The sequence below is a fragment of the Streptomyces geranii genome (assembly GCF_002954775.1).
In the GTDB taxonomy this organism is placed as follows: Bacteria; Actinomycetota; Actinomycetes; order Streptomycetales; family Streptomycetaceae; genus Streptomyces; species Streptomyces geranii.
On the sequence record NZ_PJME01000016.1, the window covers coordinates 14,441 to 29,375 of the forward strand.

Below are 14,935 nucleotides of genomic sequence, written 5' to 3' on the forward strand. Positions count from 1 at the left end.
CGGCCCGGGGTCCGCGAGGTCGGGCTATCGCTATCGGTACTACCAGGTCACCGGCAGGCTGCTTACGCCGTGGACCGCGCGGCCCTCGTGGGCGTTCGCCTCGGGCGGGGTCGTCAGCCGTAGGTCCGGCAGGCGGCGGAAGAGGGTGGGCAGGGCGATCTGGAGTTCGGCGCGGGCCAGGGACTGGCCGAGGCAGTTGTGGAGGCCGTGGCTGAAGGTCAGGTGGTGCTGGGTGTCCCGGGTGATGTCGAAGGTGTCCGGGTCCGGGAAGGTGCGGGGGTCGCGGTTCGCGGCCTGGAGGGCGATGACGACGCCTTCCCCGGCCCGGACCGTGACCCCGCCGATCTCGGCGTCCTCCGTGGCGATACGCCGTATCCCGATGTGAACCACCGAGAGATAGCGGAGGAGTTCCTCGACCGCCCCCGGGATCAGCTCCGGATCGGCGCGCAGCGCCGCCAGTTGGGCGGGGTGGTCAAGGAGGGTCACCACGCCCAGCGACAGCATGCTCGCCGTCGTCTCGTGGCCCGCGATGAGCAGCATGACCGCAAGTCCGGCCGCCTCGGCGGCGGTTGCCTCGCCGGTGGCCACCCGGTCGGTCGCCAGCCTGCTCAGCAGGTCGTCGCCGGGGTCGGCGGTCTTGGCGGCGAGCAGTTCCATGAGGTAGCCGAAGAGCGCGCCCCAGCCCGCCCGCATCGCCTCCGGTCCGTCGGTCACGGTGGCGAAGGCGGCGGCGTGGCTGTGGATGAACTCCCGGTCCGCGTACGGCACTCCGAGCAGTTCGCAGATGACCAGCAGCGGGAGCGGCAGGGTGAAGTGTTCGACCAGGTCGACGTCCGGGCCCTTGGTCACCAGGTCGTCGATGAGGCGGTCGGTCAACTGCTGGATGGACGGCCGCAGTTCCTCGGCGCGGCGGAAGGTGAAGTCGGGGATCAGCATCCGGCGCAGCCGGGTGTGGTCCGGCGGGTCCATGGCGAAGAGCTGGCCCGGGGTGGGCGGCGGCGGGGTCGGCTGGAGGCCCGGGAAGCCCTCCCTGCGGTTCGAGGAGCTGAAGCGGGCGTCCGCCAGGACGGCCCGGGCGTCCTCGTGCCGGGTGACCAGCCAGGGGGTGTTGCCGCCCCAGAGGGCGATGCGGCTGAGCCGGCTCCGCTCGCGCAGGGCGGCGTACTCGGCGGGCGGGTCCAGCAGGGAGGTGCGCCGCATGGGGAGGTTGGGGAGGGTGGTCTCAGACATGGTCGGTGTCTCCGGCGGAGTCGGGGGCTGCGGCCTTGTTGGTGTCTGTGGCGTTGTCTGTGCCTGTGCCCGTGGCGTTGCCTGTGGCTGCGGCGTTGCCTGTGGCTGTGGTGCTTTTGACGTCTGCTGCGGTGGTCGTCGCGTTCGCGTGAGCGCCGGTCGCTGTCGCCATGTCCGCCGTCGTCGACGTCGTCCGCAGGCCCGCCAGTTTCAGCAGCAGGCCCTTCACCTCGGTCGCCGCGATCGACTTCGTGCCGTGTTCCGGTGCCGAGCACAGGAGTACGGGGGCGTGGTCGGGGTCTGTCGGGAGGCGGCCGTGGCTGCCGCGGATCGGGGCGGGGTCCAGGGGAACCGTCTGGATGCGGTAGCGGAAGCCCAGCTTCTTGCGGGCGAGTTGGCCTGCCGCCCGTAGTTTCACGTTGGGGACGGTGTCGTCCCACAGGAGTTCGGCGGGGTCGTAGCCGGGCTTGCGGTGGATCTCGACCTGGCGGGCGAAGTCGGGGGCCCGGTCGTCGTCGAGCCAGTAGTAGTACGTGAACCAGGCGTCCTCGTCCGCCACCACGACCAGTTCGCCCGAGCGCTCGTGGTCCAGGCCGTGGGCCGCCTTGCCCACCGGGCCCAACACCTGGTCCACGCCGTCGAGTTCGCTCAGCATCCCGGCGACCTCGCGTACGTCGGCCGGGTCCCGGACGTACACGTGCGCCACCTGGTGGTCGGCGACGGCGAAGGCTCGGGAGGTCCAGGGGTCGAGGTACTCCATGCCGTCCTGGGTGTGCACCTCCAGCAAACCGGCCCGGCGCAACGCCCTGTTGATGTCGACGGGGCGGGAGACCGGGGTGATGCCGTACTCGCTGAGGGCCACGACCGTGGCACCGGCGGTGAGGAAGTGGTCGATCAACGGGCGCAGGGCGTCGTCGAGTTGGCGGGCGGCGCGGACGGAGGCCTCGGACTGGGGGCCGGAGCGCTGGGGTTCGTAGTCCAGGTGCGGGATGTAGACGAGGGTCAGGTCGGGGTTCTTCTCGTCGAAGACCTGGCGGGCGGCGCCCAGGATCCACTGGGTGGAGGGCATGCCTGCGTTCGGGCCCCAGTAGGTGAACAGGGGGAAGGGGCCCAGGCGTTCGGTGAGTTCGTCGTGCAGGGTGGGCGGCCAGGTGTAGAAGTCGGGTTCCTTGCGGCCGTCGGAGTAGTAGATCGGGCGCGGGGTGACCGTCCAGTCGACGTCGGCGCCCATCGCGTACCACCAGCAGATGTTGGCGACGGTGTAGCCGGGCGACTGTTTGCGGGCCGTGTCCCAGATCTTCTCGCCGCCGACGAGGGCGTTGTGCTGCCGCCAGAGGAGGACGTCGCCGAGGTCGCGGAAGTACCAGCCGTTGGCCACCGCGCCGTGGGTGGCGGGGAGTTCGCCGGTGAGGAAGGTGGACTGGGCGGTGCAGGTGACGGCGGGGAGGGTGGTGCCGAGGGGGGCCTGGAAGCCCCGGTCCGCGAGGGCGGCGACGGCGGGCATGTGCTGGAGGAGGGCGGGGGTGAGGCCGACTATGTCCAGGACGACGAGCCGGTCGGTGTTCGGGGTTTCGGTCATGAGTGCTTCCTTGGGGCCGGGCCGGTCATGAGTGGTCCTCTTTGAGGCCCAGGCCGGTCAACCGGTCGCGGGCCCAGGCGAGTTCGGCCGCGATGCCGGCGGCGAGGTCGGTGGGCGGTTCGGGCAGGACGGTCCAGGTGTAGGTCTCGACCTCGATGTGGTCGCAGACCGCCGTGGGGCCGCCCAGCAGGCCGGCGAGGACGCCGGTGAGCGTGCCGGTGGTCGTCCGGAGCGGCTGCTCGGGCTCGGCGTGCAGCGGGGCGTGGAAGTGGGTGCGCCAGGGGGTGGCGGGGCCGGTGGCCGGGAGGGCGTCGCCGTCCAGGGCGTCCGGGAGGTCGTCGACGCCGACCACCGTCTCCTCGGCGACCGTTCGGGTCTGGTGCAGGAAACGGCGTTCGGCCAGTGCGCGCAGGGCGGTTCGGGCGCGTGGGTCGGTCGGGTCGGGGGCCTCGACCGCGCAGGACGCCTGGAGCTTGACCACCGGGAGTCCGGCGGCGGCCAGTCGGGCGAGGGCTTCGCCGGGTTCCTCGAACTGGACGGCGAGATGGCAGGCGTCCAGGCAGACGCCGAGGTAGTCGTGGTCGACGTCGGCGAACTCCCGTACCGCCTGGGTGGTGGTCTCCACGACGCACCCCGGTTCCGGTTCGAAGCCGACGCGGATACGGCGGCCGGTGTCCGACTCCAACTGCGCCAGGCCGGAGGCCAGTTGGTCCAGTGCGCGGCGGGCCGTGTCCGCGCGCTCGTCCGGCCACGGGGTGCGCCAGGCCAGCGGGAGGGTGGAGACGCTGCCGCGTCGGGCGTCGTCGGGGAGGAGGGCGGCGAGGACGCGGGCGCAGTCGAGGGTGTAGGCGAGGCGGGCCGGGTCGGCCCAGTCGGGGAGGTAGACGTCCTTCTTGACGACCTCGCGGTGGAAGCCCTCGTAGGGGAAGGCGTTGAGGGTGACCGTCTCCAGGCCGCGTGCCGTCAGTTCGGCTCGGAGAGTGCTCAACGCCCGCTCGTCGGCGGCCAGTTCGGTGACCGCCGGGCGGGCCAGCCAGAGGCCGATGCCGAGTCTGCCGACGTCGAGCCGTTTCCGTACGGGTTCGGCGTGGGCGGCGAGTTGGGCGATGACGCCGGTGAGGTCCTCGGCCTGGTGGACGTTGCTGCAGTACGCGAGGTGGACGGGCGTGCCGTCGGGGTGGCGGAAGCGCACGGGCGGGTCACTCTCCCCCGCGCCGGATGGAGTTGCCCTCGAACGACGAGGTGTCGTCGGGCTTCGGCTCGCCGTCGGTGTCGTCCAGGTCGAGGCGTCCGCTCTGGTCGTAGAAGGCGACGGGGTTGCGCCACAGGACCCGGTCGACGTCGTCGGCCGTGAAGCCGTCGGCGAGCATCGCGAGGCCGGTCTTGCGGGTCTTGAGGGGGTCCGAACTGCCCCAGTCCGCCGCCGAGTTGACCATCACCCGGTCGAGGCCGTGCTCCCGGAGGATGCGGACCATGCGGTCCTCGCTCATCTTGGTCTTCGGGTAGACGGAGAAGCCGGCCCAGCAGCCGCTGTCGAGGACCATGCCGACCGTCAGCTCGTTCAGGTGGTCCAGGACGACGAGTTCGGGGGCGATGCCCGACTCCCGTACGACGTCCAGGGTCCGGCGGGTGCCCGCCGCCTTGTCGCGGTGCGGGGTGTGGACGAGGGCGGGCAGGCCGTGCTCGACGGCGAGTTGGAGCTGGCGGGCCAGGACCTCGTCCTCCTCCTTGGTCATCGAGTCGTAGCCGATCTCGCCGACCGCGACGACCCGGTCCTTGGCGAGGTAGCGGGGCAGTTCGTCGAGAACGGGGAGGCAGCGCGGGTCGTTCGCCTCCTTCGGGTTGAGGGCGATCGTGCAGAAGTGCTGGATGCCGAACTGGGCTGCGCGGTAAGGCTCCCAGCCGAGCAGCGAGTCGAAGTAGTCGTAGAAGGTCTCGGGCGAGGTGCGGGGCTGGCCGAGCCAGAAGGCAGGCTCGACGACGGCGCGGACCCCGGCCGCGTGCATCGCCTCGTAGTCGTCGGTGGTGCGGGAGGTCATGTGGATGTGGGGGTCGAAGATGCGCATGGTCACTCGGTTCCGTGAATGGTGGTTCCGCTGGTCGTGGTTCCGCTGGTCGTGAAGGGGTGCAGGAAGGGGGCGATGTCCTCGGGTACGGGGCGGCCGGCCGCCGTTCGTTCGCTGGCGAAGTCGCCGAGCATGCGGGCGAGTTCGGCGTCGGCGCGGTCGTCGAGGCCGGCCACGCGGGCGAGCGGGATCTCGCAGAAGACGCACTTCAGGACGGCCTGGCGGTATTCGTCCGCCGGGAGATGGGCCGCCGCGTAGGGGCCGAGGGCGGCCTCGATCAGCGTGTTGTCGTTGCCGCGCAGGGTCTGCCGTACGAGGTCCAGGAAGCGGCCGGTGCCCTCGGGGTCGAGTCGGGGCAACGCCCGTAGGACCGCGCGCTGTTCGGCGGGATCGCCGTAGCGGTGGAGCGCTCCCACCTCATCGGTGAGTGCCTGGTCGCGCAGGGGCAGCGCGGCCAGGAGGAGGGCGCGGACGGCTTCGTCGACGGTCCGGCCGTCGGGCAGCGGGGCGCGTCCGCAGTGGCGGCGGACGGCGGGGAAGAGCGTGCGGATGGTGGTGGGAGCCGTGGCGATTTCCGTCAAGGCGGTGTCGAGCCAGGCGCGGGCTTCGGGGGTGAGTGGGAGAGAGGGATGGGGGGCTGTGCCGGAATTGGGCATGGCGGGGTTCCAGAAAGGGAGGGGGAGATGAGAAAGAAAGGGGGCCAAAGGGCGGTCAGGGGAATGTCAGAGACAAAAGAGATCGCAAAACAGTTGTGAACGAATTGCGAAAGTGGGGGCGTTCAGGACGCGAGGAGGCGTCGGGATTCGGCCCGGTGCAGGAACTCCAGGGAGTTTCGGGCGATGTCGGGGGCGTCGAGGGCGCCGCCCTGGATCTCGACGGACACCAGGCCGCGATGCCCGAGGTCGGTCAGGGCCGCCAGTACCGGCGGGAAGTCGATCTCGCCGGCGCCGAACTCCAGATGCCGGTGGACGCCGCGGACCATGTCCTCGATCTGGACGTTCAGCAGGTGCGGCGCGGCCAGGTCGACGCAGTCGAGCAGCGACGGCTCCTCCACGCAGTGGGCGTGTCCGATGTCCAGGGTGACGCCCAGCAGCTCGTGTCCGCCGGTCAGTTCACGCAGCCGCAGACACTTGGCGACGGTGTCGACGAACATGTGCGGCTCGGGTTCGAAGGCCAGCGCGACGCCGTAGGCCGCCGCCGTCTCCAGCGCCGCCCCGACACCCGCGGCCAGCCGCCGCCAGGCCTCCGGTTCCGGTATGCCGTCGGGGGCCGGTCCGCTGCACAACTGAACGGTGGGCGAGCCGAGTTCGGCGGCGACGCGGATGGCGCGGCGCAGCAGGTCGATGCGGCGGTCCGGTTCGCCGGACATCAGGGTCGGCTGGTGCTTGCCCCAGGGGTCGAGGAAGTAGGGCGCCCCGGTCTCGACGGTGACGGTCAGCCCGAGTCGCGCCAACCGCTGCCGTACGCGGGTGACTTGGTGGTCCAGGTCGTCGGCGTACGGGTCGAGGTGGTTGTGGTCGAGGGTGAGGGCGACGCCGTCGTAGCCCAGGTCGGCGAGGATGCCGAGGACGTCGGAGAGGCGGTGGTGGGTGAAGCCGTTGGTTCCGTAGCCGAATCTCAGGCCCATGGCCCGCCCTTCATGTCGCTCACGCCGCCCGAACTGCTCATGTCGCTCACGCCGCTCGTGTCGCTCACGCGGCCCGAACCGCTCATGTCGTTCGTGCCGCTCATGTCGGGGACACCCGTCTCGCCAGGCGCTGCGCCACCGGGTGCACGGCACCCAGGAGTGCGGCGGCGACGGGCGCCCCCGCGCGCGCCGTGAGCGCCGCCTGCAGCGGGACCATCGCGAGGATGCCCGCCCCTACGGCACGCCGTACGGAACTCGCGCGTGGATCGCGTACGGCCTGCGCCTGGGCCCTGCCGTAGGTGCCCAGGTAGGCCAGGACTCCCGCCGAGGCGACGGCGGTTCGGACGGCCGTCTCGCGGGGCAGCGCGCGCCGGGGCGGCAGCAGTGCCGGGAGTACGGAGGGCAGCACCGTCGAGAGCGCCGTGGCCGTCGACACGGCCAGGGTCGTGGCGGGCAGCCGGGCCGGTGCGCCGGAGATCTCGTGGCGGCTGAGGGCGGTGATCGTGTACGTGTGGACGCCGGTGAGGAGGGCTGGGACGGCACCCCGGGCGAGGGCGCCGCCACGGGAGTTGGACGGCGGTGGACTCCCGCCGCCCGCCACCGCGCCCGCCAGTACGTCCAGCGCCCGTGCGCCCGCCATCGCCGCCGGGCCGGCCGAAGTCGACTTGAGTTTCAGGTCGTACGCCCATATCAGCGCGGTCAGCGGCAGGGCGACGGCGAGTCCGCGCCGGCCGCCCGAGACCGCCGCGAGGCCGAGGCCCGCGCCGGTCAGACCGGTGGCGACGGCCAGCGCGGTGCGGCGCGGCACCCGGCCCGAGGGCACCGGGCGCCCGGGCCGTTCGACCGAGTCGACGGCGGCGTCGGCGTAGTCGTTGAGGGCCATGCCGGCCCAGTAGAGACAGACGGAGGAGGCCATCGCGCCGGCCGTCCGGGGGCCGAGGGGACGGCCCGCCGCGGTCGCGCCCGCGAGGATGTCACCGGGGACACTGAGCGCGGCCGGGGCCCGGACAAGGCTCAGCAGGTCGGAAAGTGGGGGCAGTTGAAAATTGGCAGCTTGTAGGGGTTGATCGGAACCGGCGTGGGGAATTGCTTTCCGGTCACTCATGGCCCAATCATTACCGAATTTGCTTGAAAGCTAATACTCCGATCCGATGTTGCCCCCTGTGAGGAACGTGACAACTGCATCTTGTTGACAAGGGTTGTCAGTTGGGGTCGATGCCGACGGTGAGGGTCCCGGTGAAACCCTTGACCGTGTCGCCGGTCAGGGTCAGCAGACCGTCCTTGGCGCCGCCACCGCCGTACACCATGTCGTCGGCCAACTTGGTGAAGCTGCCCACATGCTGGCTGTACGGCGCGATCCTGTACACCGCGTCGCCGTACTTGTCGTCGAAGAAGAGCTGGCCGGTCCAGTCGACCTTGCCGCCCTCGTAGGTGTCGTCGGCCCGCTTGCCGCCGGTGTGCACCCGGACGTGGATGTGCGTGGTGCGCGGGGTGTACCAGCCCGGGTAGATCGTCGTGAACTCGGCGACCCCGTCGGCGTTCGTGGCCTGGAAGCCGCGCAGGAAGGTCTTGTCGTTCGCGCCGCTGGTGTCCTCGCTCTCGGCGGGTACGGAGGTGCCGCCCGGGCTGGTCGTGGTGTACCCGGAGTAGTAGCCCCAGGCGTCGCAGTGCCAGATCTCGACGGCCGCGCCGACCACCGGGCCGCACCGCTCGGTCTGGTCGCGCACGGTCAGCCGTACGGTGAGCGGTACACCCTTCTTGCCCTCCGTGATGTCCTTCCGGAAGAGCTGGTCCTCCAGGTAGTAAGGCCCTTCCGTGACACTGGAGTTGAGCACGCAGACGTCGGCGGCCAGGACGGCCGAGGCGGACGCGGAGGGTGCCGGGGAGGACGCCGGAGAGGGGGTCGGGGAGTCGTCGGCCACGGTCGCCGAGCCGGAGTCGGAGTCCGAGGAGCACGAGGTGAGCCCGATCCCCAGCCCCGCCCCGGCGGTCACGCCGGTGAGCGCGAGGGCGCGGCGCCTGCTGATGTCGGCCTTGCCTTCGGCGTTCGCACTGCCGCTGGTGTTCGCCTTGCCGGTGATGTCGCTGTCGGTCATGGGCGGAGGGTAGGTGTGGGCCGGTGCGCGGGGCGGCTGGCGCACAGGGTGGTCGCCCACACGGACCAGCACCGTCGGCTTCAGCGGCGGCGTGCGTGCCAGTCTCCGCCCTCGATGCGCGTGCCGTGCGCCCGCAGGCGGGTGGCTACGGCGGGGGCGGCGACGTAGACCCAGGCGGTCACGGCGGTTCCGTCGGCGTCGAGCGTCACCGGACGCGCCACCCGGTCGTACAGGCTGCGCGGGTCGCCCGGCACGCACTCCTCCAACTCGTCGAGCACGGCGAGCAGTTCGCCGTACGCCTCCGGCAGCGCGGTGACCAGTTCGCCGTGCACGACCCCGCCGGGTTCCTCGACTGCGTACGGGTAGCCGGGGCCGTCGTACAGCACCGCGCCCGTCAGCCGGCCGGGCCGCTCCGACCGCGTACGGCCGCGCAGGAAGTGGTCGTGGTTGTGCTCGCCGGGGCGGAGGGTGCCGTAGACGAAGAAGGGGAGTGTCACGTGGCGCGCTCTCATTCGTGGGCCCAGCTCCTGGGCGGAGTTCGTGGGGATGGGGAAACGATTCTCGCCATAAGTCGAGGTGACGGCGCATGCGCTCTGGACACGACATGTCATGAACCCTTAAACCTGAGCGATTACCGCCGCCCCCCCCGTCCCCCGAAGTCCCCCCACTCCCCCACTCCCCCACCCAAGGAGACCGATGACTTCCCGTCTCGCCGCGGCCGGCGTGGCCACCGCCGCCACCCTCCTGGCCGCCGCGCTCTCCCCCACCACCGCCGGTGCCGTCGACAGACCCACCAGGGACACCGCGATCAGGAACGCGGTCACCGCGCTCACCGACCAGGCCGCGCATCTGGGCCTGACTTCCGTACAGGGCACGACAGTTCGGGACGTCGTCCTCGACAAGGACGGCAGCCAGCACGTCCGCTACGACCGGACGTACCGTCAGCTCCCGGTCCTGGGCGGCGACTTCGTCGTCCACCTGACCCCCGACGGCGACTACCGCGGCGCCAGCCGGGCCACGACCCGCCCGATATCCCTGGCCACGATCCGACCGGCGGTGTCGGCCTCGAAGGCTGTCGGTCTGGCGACGGCGGCGCTGCGCGCGGCGAACGCGGACGAGCCGCTGAGGAAGGTAACCACCAAGCCGGAGCTGGTGGTTGACGCCCTGCACGGCTCCCCGAGGCTGGCCTGGCGGACGAACGCGGTGGCGCTGGACCCGGCGGGCAACCCGGTCGCCCGGACCGTCGTCACCGACGCGACGACCGGCGCCGAGATCGACGCCTGGGACAGCATCGAGACGGCGACGGGTGACGGCCAGTCGCTGTACGGCGGCACGGTCCCGTTGGAGACGACGGTGTCCGGGTCGACGTACCAGCTGAAGGACCCGACGCGCGGCAACACGTACACGGGCGACGCCGAGAACGGCACCGACCTGTGCATCTTCGGGATCTGCATCATCCGGGCGCCCGCGACGCTCTTCACGGACACGGACAACCACTGGGGCACGGGGACGACGGCGAGCCGGGCCTCGGCGGCGGTCGACGCGCAGTACGGCACCGACGAGACGTGGGACTACTACAAGGACACCTTCGGGCGCAGCGGGATCAAGGGCGACGGGGTGGGCTCGTACAACCGTGTGCACTACGGCAACAGCTACAACAACGCGTTCTGGGACAACACCTGCTTCTGCATGACGTACGGCGACGGTGACGGGACGACGTTCGGTCCGCTGGTCTCGCTGGACGTGGCTGGGCACGAGATGACGCACGGCGTGACGTCGTCGACGGCGAATCTGACGTACTCGGGCGAGTCCGGCGGTCTCAACGAGGCGACGTCGGACATCTTCGGCACGCTGGTGGAGTTCAACGCGGCCAACTCCGCCGATCTCGGGGACTACTTGATCGGCGAGAAGATCGTCAAGTCGGGCTTCGGCCGCTCGGCCCTGCGGTACATGGACCAGCCGTCGAAGGACGGGAACTCCGCCAACTGCTGGAGTTCGGGCGTCGGTAACCTCGACGTCCACTACTCCTCGGGCGTCGCGAACCACTTCGCGTACCTGCTCGCGGAGGGCAGCGGCGCCAAGGAGTTGAACGGCGTGAGCTACAACTCCCCTACGTGCAACAGCAGTTCGGTCACGGGTATCGGCCGGGCCAAGCTGGGCGCGATCTGGTACAAGGCGCTGACGACGTACATGACGTCCTCGACGAACTACGCGGGCGCCCGCACGGCCACGCTGAACGCGGCGCGGGACCTGTACGGGACGGGCAGCACGGAGTACGCGGCGGTGGGCGCGGCCTGGAGTGCGGTGTCTGTTAGCTGAGCGAAAGGTGTAGGTGAGCAAGGGGTGCGTGCGGCCGGTGGCCGCCCCGGCGGGAGATCGTCGGGGCGGCCACCGGCTTGTCTGTTGCCCGACTTGGAGAATCGGGATACGTATCGTTTCGTTGACCTTGGGCCTTAGGTTGAACCTTGCACGAACGCGTCCGCTGCGACCGAGGAGACGATGCCACCATGTCCGAAGCCGAACACAGGATCGATACCTCGGTACCGCACTCCGCCCGCATCTGGAACTACTGGCTGGGCGGCAAGGACAACTACCCGGTGGACGAGGCGGCCGGTGACGCCTACACGGCCGTGTTCCCGGGGATCGTGACGATCGCGCGCAGCAGCCGCGCGTTCCTGGGCCGTACGATCCGCCATCTGGCCGGGGAGGCGGGTATCCGCCAGTTCCTGGACGTCGGCACGGGTCTGCCGACGGTGGACAACACGCACGAGGTCGCGCAGTCGGTCGCTCCCGACGCGCGGATCGTGTACGTCGACCACGACCCGCTGGTCCTGACGCACGCCCGCGCCCTGCTGACGTCGACCCCCGAGGGCGCGACGGACTACGTGGACGCGGATCTGTACGACACCGAGCGCATCCTGGGCGCGGCGGCGAAGACGCTCGACCTGACCCGCCCGACGGCGCTGATCCTGAGCGGCATCCTGGGGCACGTGGCGGACTACGACCGGGCCCGAGGCATCGTCCGCGACCTGCTGGCGGGCCTCCCCCCGGGCAGCTACCTCTCCCTGAACGAGGGTTCGCGCGGCACGGACCCCGACTACGAGCAGGCGCAGGACGCCTACAACGAGACGGGCGCGGTGCCGTACTTCCTGCGGCCGGTGGAGCAGATCGAGGCGTACTTCGAGGGGCTGGAGCTGGTGGAGCCGGGGGTCGTCTCGGTGCCGCTGTGGCGGCCGGAGGCGAGCGCGTCCGGGGTGGCGGCACCGGCGATCGGCCAGCACGGCGGGGTGGGCCGCAAGCGCTAGCCGGCTCTCGGGGCGCGCGCCGAGTGCGGCCACCGCCTGCGGCTCGGCGCGCGTCGCTCGGTCGTGCTCAGGCCTGCTTGGGGGCGGCCTGCTGGACGACGTCGAAGGACCAGAGGGTGGATGCGGAGGCGGCGGGCTTGGGCTGCTCCCCGCCCTCCCCTCCGGCCGCAGCGGCGGCGGCAGGCCGGTGCGCCGACTGCATCGGGCCCGCCATCCACGCCTGGAAGTCCTCCTCGCTGCGCCAGCGCGTGTAGACGAGGTAGCTGTCGGTGCCCTCGACGGGCCGCAGCAGCTCGAACCACTCGAACCCGTCCGACCCCTCGACGGCCCCGGCCCGCGACGCGAACCGCTTCTCCAGCGTCTCCCGCTGCTCTTCGGGAACCGTCAGTACGTTGATCTTTACGATGCTCATGACGCCAATTTTGCCGCAGGGCGCGGCTCGCGGTTGCGCAGGGGGAGGCGTACGAGGTCCAGCTCGCACCAGACGAGCTTGCCGACGGTCAGCTCGGTGACACCCCAGCGGTGGGCGACGGCACCGACGATGAGAAGCCCCCGCCCGAACATCTCGTCGGGCGCGGCGCTGCGCGGCCGGGGCAGTAACTCACCCCGGGGGTCGGAGACGCCGACGCGGACGGCGTGCTCGGTGAGGGCGAGTTCGACGCGGAAGAAACGGTCCCGGAGACAGCCGTGCAGTACGGCGTTGGCGCCGAGTTCGGAGACCAACAGGGCGGTGTCGGGGGCGAGTTCGGGGTGCCCCCACTCCGTGAGCAGTCGCTGCGCTCGGCGGCGGGCGAGGGTGACGCTCTTGGGGTAGGGGGTGTAGTCGAGGCGGTCGTACCGGAGGGGGTCCTCGGTCATGACGACGCTCACTTTCGGGCAGGGGGGAGCTGCGCCGTGCAGTAACTGGCGCCACTCCGCAATCGGTTCACAACGGAAGGTAGCGGCACGACCTTGATCGCTTCAACTTCCACCCGGAAGATATCCACCGATCGTGTTTGCCACCCCGCCCCCGCACACAGCAGACTGACCGCGCACAGCACCGAAGGAGCAGCAGGTGACAGCAGGTCAGGCGCGACAGGGGAACAGCACAACCAGCGTTCTGGGACGCAGACTTGGAGCCGAACTCCTCAAGCTCCGCACGACAGCCGGCCTCACCCAGCCGCAGGCCGCGAAGGCCCTCTCCGCGTCAACGGCGAAGGTCGCCAAGCTGGAGGGCGGCTGGGTTCCCGTGCGCGACCCGGACATCCGGGCGCTGTGCGAGCTGTACGGGGTTCACGACCCCGGCAGGATCGGCGGGCTCCTCGAACTGGCGAGGGTCGACCGTGAGCGGCGTAAGGCCAAGGGATGGTGGGACGGCTACACGATCCACGGGGTCATGCAGGAGTACGTCACATTGGAGAGCGCGGCGACGGCCATCAAAGTGTGGCAGCCTGCGTTCATCCCCGGGCTGCTTCAAACACCCGAGTACGTAAGGGCGTTGAGACAGGGACCTACCTCGGAACTGGCCAAGAGCCCGGACCCGGACGAGGAGTTCATCGCGGCGCGGCTCACTCGGCAGCAACGCCTCACCAACGACCCACCGCTCTCGCTGCAAGTCGTGATCTACGAAGCGGTGCTTCGCAACTTCCCCGGCGGGGAGGCGACAGCCGGAGGCCAACTCGAACACCTGACGCGGCTGACCGAGTTGCCGAGCGTCACCATCCGGATCTTCCCCCTCGGCGCCGGTACACATCCCGGACTGAACGGCTCGTTCAACGTCATCTCGTTCGCGGCGACCGGGGCCATGGATGTCGTTTACGTCGAGGCCCCCTTCGCCCAGCGCTGGGTGGAGGGCGGTGAGGCCGCAGCTGCCTACGATGAACTGTTCGAGAAGATCGCCGAACGCTCCCTCAGCGAGCGGGAGTCGGTCTCGTTCCTCCACAAGCTGCGCAAGGAACTGTGAGCCGTGCCTGAATTCGAGTACCGGAAGTCCAGCTACAGCGACCAAGCGGCCGAGTGCGTCGAGATAGCCACGAACATCCCCACCACCATCGCGATACGCGACTCCAAAACCCCGTCGACCCCGCCGCTCCACCTGGCCCCCGCCACCTGGGCAACGTTCCTGACCGCCCTCACCCCGCATGGTTCCTACGTATTTCTCATGGCGTGAACCAGCACCCACGCAAACACATACCCGGTGATCGAGATGTACATGGTGAAGGTGACAGCAATGCCACAGCCCAGCTTCACCTCGCCTTGCCCAACTCTCCTGTAGCGCCAAATGTTGTAAGCCAGCGCAACCACGCCAAAGAGAAGGAAAGCACCGACTATCCACACGTGAGCGAAGGTCACGTCCCGCGCGCCTATCACTTCACGCGCATACGAGCCCACCGTCATATCCCCCCGTCAGAGAACCGTATGCGAGCGATCCGCGGCGTCAACTCTCCTCGCAGGCCTTGGTCTTGAACTCCGCGACGGGAACAGTGACCGTGGATTCGTAGTCCTGGTAGCGGACCATGTCCGGCGTCAGGCGGTCCCGGTCTGCTGTCGTGAAGGAGATGCTGCTTGCCGACCAGGAGTTGTCCTTGGTCCAGCCGTAGAGGGTGTAAGTCGTCCTGGCGGTGAGGGAGTTGGGGTACTTGGTCGCCGTCCAGCCTGCGGCGGGGGTGTTCAGGGGCCAGGTGGTGAGACCGGGCTTGAGGGGGTGCTCGGCGGTCCAGTGGCCGACCGTCACGTTCTTGTCGGGTTCGTCCCTTGGTATGTACAGACTCGCGCCGTCGATGTGGTGCCCGCAGACCATGATGACGCCCAGCAGTCGGCCCTCGGCGTCCACCGAGATCCCGGCGACGGCGTCAACGGGGACCCCGCACCCGGAGGTTGTGGCCAGGGCGGCACAGACCGCGAGTGCGCCGGCCGAGCGCTGGACCAGCGGCCACGAAACCGTCGTTGACTTCACAGTGCCCCCTTACCGGGAAGCTCGCCGTGTGTCCCCCCGGTACGCCGGATGGTAGGGACGATCCGCGTCGGGCCGTAGCGCCGCCGCCCACCCGTTG

At 70.2% G+C, this 14,935-nt stretch carries 16 protein-coding genes; 4 read left to right on the top strand and 12 right to left on the bottom strand.

The annotated features are described in order from the left end of the window. Window positions 1-39: 39 nt before the first annotated feature. From CW359_RS21855 to CW359_RS21895, 9 genes are all read right to left on the bottom strand, one after another. Window positions 40-1,230 (bottom strand): cytochrome P450, encoded by a 1,191-nt coding sequence (locus tag CW359_RS21855; protein WP_105971768.1) that lies wholly within the window; start codon window positions 1,228-1,230, stop codon window positions 40-42. After that, window positions 1,223-2,809 carry an alkaline phosphatase family protein gene (locus tag CW359_RS21860; protein WP_232838517.1) on the bottom strand — a complete coding sequence of 529 codons (1,587 nt, stop codon included), beginning with the start codon at window positions 2,807-2,809 and terminating at the stop codon, window positions 1,223-1,225. The genes CW359_RS21855 and CW359_RS21860 overlap by 8 nt, the downstream gene beginning before the upstream one ends. 25 nt (window positions 2,810-2,834) lie before the next feature. Further along, window positions 2,835-4,001 carry a metabolite traffic protein EboE gene (eboE, locus tag CW359_RS21865; RefSeq protein ID WP_105971769.1) on the bottom strand — a complete coding sequence of 389 codons (1,167 nt, stop codon included), beginning with the start codon at window positions 3,999-4,001 and terminating at the stop codon, window positions 2,835-2,837. Between the two features lie 7 nt (window positions 4,002-4,008). Further along, window positions 4,009-4,875 carry a TatD family hydrolase gene (locus CW359_RS21870; protein WP_105971770.1) on the bottom strand — a complete coding sequence of 289 codons (867 nt, stop codon included), beginning with the start codon at window positions 4,873-4,875 and terminating at the stop codon, window positions 4,009-4,011. A gap of 2 nt (window positions 4,876-4,877) precedes the next feature. After that, window positions 4,878-5,456 carry an EboA domain-containing protein gene (locus CW359_RS21875; RefSeq protein ID WP_232838518.1) on the bottom strand — a complete coding sequence of 193 codons (579 nt, stop codon included), beginning with the start codon at window positions 5,454-5,456 and terminating at the stop codon, window positions 4,878-4,880. Window positions 5,457-5,653: 197 nt separating this feature from the next. Continuing rightward, window positions 5,654-6,502 (bottom strand): sugar phosphate isomerase/epimerase family protein, encoded by an 849-nt coding sequence (locus tag CW359_RS21880; RefSeq protein WP_105971772.1) that lies wholly within the window; start codon window positions 6,500-6,502, stop codon window positions 5,654-5,656. A gap of 100 nt (window positions 6,503-6,602) precedes the next feature. After that, the gene (locus CW359_RS21885; RefSeq protein ID WP_198655339.1) at window positions 6,603-7,520 is read right to left on the bottom strand and encodes an SCO3242 family prenyltransferase; all 918 of its coding nucleotides are present in this window, start codon (window positions 7,518-7,520) and stop codon (window positions 6,603-6,605) included. A gap of 184 nt (window positions 7,521-7,704) precedes the next feature. Further along, the gene (locus CW359_RS21890) at window positions 7,705-8,598 is read right to left on the bottom strand and encodes an intradiol ring-cleavage dioxygenase (RefSeq protein WP_157968609.1); all 894 of its coding nucleotides are present in this window, start codon (window positions 8,596-8,598) and stop codon (window positions 7,705-7,707) included. 80 nt (window positions 8,599-8,678) lie between these two features. Further along, on the bottom strand, window positions 8,679-9,095 hold the full coding sequence (locus tag CW359_RS21895) for a gamma-glutamylcyclotransferase family protein (RefSeq protein WP_105971774.1): 417 nt from the start codon (window positions 9,093-9,095) through the stop codon (window positions 8,679-8,681). Window positions 9,096-9,294: 199 nt separating this feature from the next. Here CW359_RS21895 and CW359_RS21900 point away from each other — a divergent pair, with 199 nt between their 5' ends. Next, window positions 9,295-10,917, top strand: a complete 1,623-nt coding sequence (locus CW359_RS21900; protein ID WP_105971775.1) for a M4 family metallopeptidase — start codon at window positions 9,295-9,297, stop codon at window positions 10,915-10,917. A gap of 188 nt (window positions 10,918-11,105) precedes the next feature. Further along, a complete protein-coding gene (locus tag CW359_RS21905) occupies window positions 11,106-11,903 on the top strand; it encodes an SAM-dependent methyltransferase (protein WP_105971776.1) in 798 nt (265 codons plus the stop codon). Window positions 11,904-11,970: 67 nt separating this feature from the next. Here the strand turns inward: CW359_RS21905 and CW359_RS21910 are convergent, their stop codons facing one another. Both CW359_RS21910 and CW359_RS21915 read right to left on the bottom strand, forming a co-directional pair. Continuing rightward, complete coding sequence (locus CW359_RS21910; protein ID WP_105971777.1) at window positions 11,971-12,315, bottom strand: antibiotic biosynthesis monooxygenase family protein; 345 nt, start codon at window positions 12,313-12,315, stop codon at window positions 11,971-11,973. Beyond that, on the bottom strand, window positions 12,312-12,761 hold the full coding sequence (locus CW359_RS21915) for an ATP-binding protein (protein WP_105971778.1): 450 nt from the start codon (window positions 12,759-12,761) through the stop codon (window positions 12,312-12,314). The genes CW359_RS21910 and CW359_RS21915 overlap by 4 nt, the downstream gene beginning before the upstream one ends. A gap of 196 nt (window positions 12,762-12,957) precedes the next feature. Between CW359_RS21915 and CW359_RS21920 the strand changes: the two genes are divergently transcribed. Both CW359_RS21920 and CW359_RS21925 read left to right on the top strand, forming a co-directional pair. Continuing rightward, window positions 12,958-13,845, top strand: a complete 888-nt coding sequence (locus CW359_RS21920) for a helix-turn-helix domain-containing protein (protein WP_105971779.1) — start codon at window positions 12,958-12,960, stop codon at window positions 13,843-13,845. A 3-nt stretch (window positions 13,846-13,848) separates the two neighbouring features. Next, complete coding sequence (locus CW359_RS21925) at window positions 13,849-14,052, top strand: DUF397 domain-containing protein (protein WP_105971780.1); 204 nt, start codon at window positions 13,849-13,851, stop codon at window positions 14,050-14,052. Between the two features lie 267 nt (window positions 14,053-14,319). Here CW359_RS21925 and CW359_RS21930 read toward each other — a convergent pair whose 3' ends face one another. Beyond that, window positions 14,320-14,838 (bottom strand): hypothetical protein, encoded by a 519-nt coding sequence (locus tag CW359_RS21930; RefSeq protein WP_232838519.1) that lies wholly within the window; start codon window positions 14,836-14,838, stop codon window positions 14,320-14,322. Window positions 14,839-14,935: the final 97 nt, after the last annotated feature.

What these genes read in the sequence shown, in the direction of transcription:
- CW359_RS21855 (WP_105971768.1), bottom strand. Translation starts at nt 1,230, where the DNA reads ATGTCTGAGACCACCCTCCCCAACCTCCCCATGCGGCGCACCTCCCTG.
- CW359_RS21860 (WP_232838517.1), bottom strand. Translation starts at nt 2,809, where the DNA reads ATGACCGAAACCCCGAACACCGACCGGCTCGTCGTCCTGGACATAGTC.
- CW359_RS21870 (WP_105971770.1), bottom strand. Translation starts at nt 4,875, where the DNA reads ATGCGCATCTTCGACCCCCACATCCACATGACCTCCCGCACCACCGAC.
- CW359_RS21880 (WP_105971772.1), bottom strand. Translation starts at nt 6,502, where the DNA reads ATGGGCCTGAGATTCGGCTACGGAACCAACGGCTTCACCCACCACCGC.
- CW359_RS21890 (WP_157968609.1), bottom strand. Translation starts at nt 8,598, where the DNA reads ATGACCGACAGCGACATCACCGGCAAGGCGAACACCAGCGGCAGTGCG.
- CW359_RS21900 (WP_105971775.1), top strand. Translation starts at nt 9,295, where the DNA reads ATGACTTCCCGTCTCGCCGCGGCCGGCGTGGCCACCGCCGCCACCCTC.
- CW359_RS21905 (WP_105971776.1), top strand. Translation starts at nt 11,106, where the DNA reads ATGTCCGAAGCCGAACACAGGATCGATACCTCGGTACCGCACTCCGCC.
- CW359_RS21910 (WP_105971777.1), bottom strand. Translation starts at nt 12,315, where the DNA reads ATGAGCATCGTAAAGATCAACGTACTGACGGTTCCCGAAGAGCAGCGG.
- CW359_RS21915 (WP_105971778.1), bottom strand. Translation starts at nt 12,761, where the DNA reads ATGACCGAGGACCCCCTCCGGTACGACCGCCTCGACTACACCCCCTAC.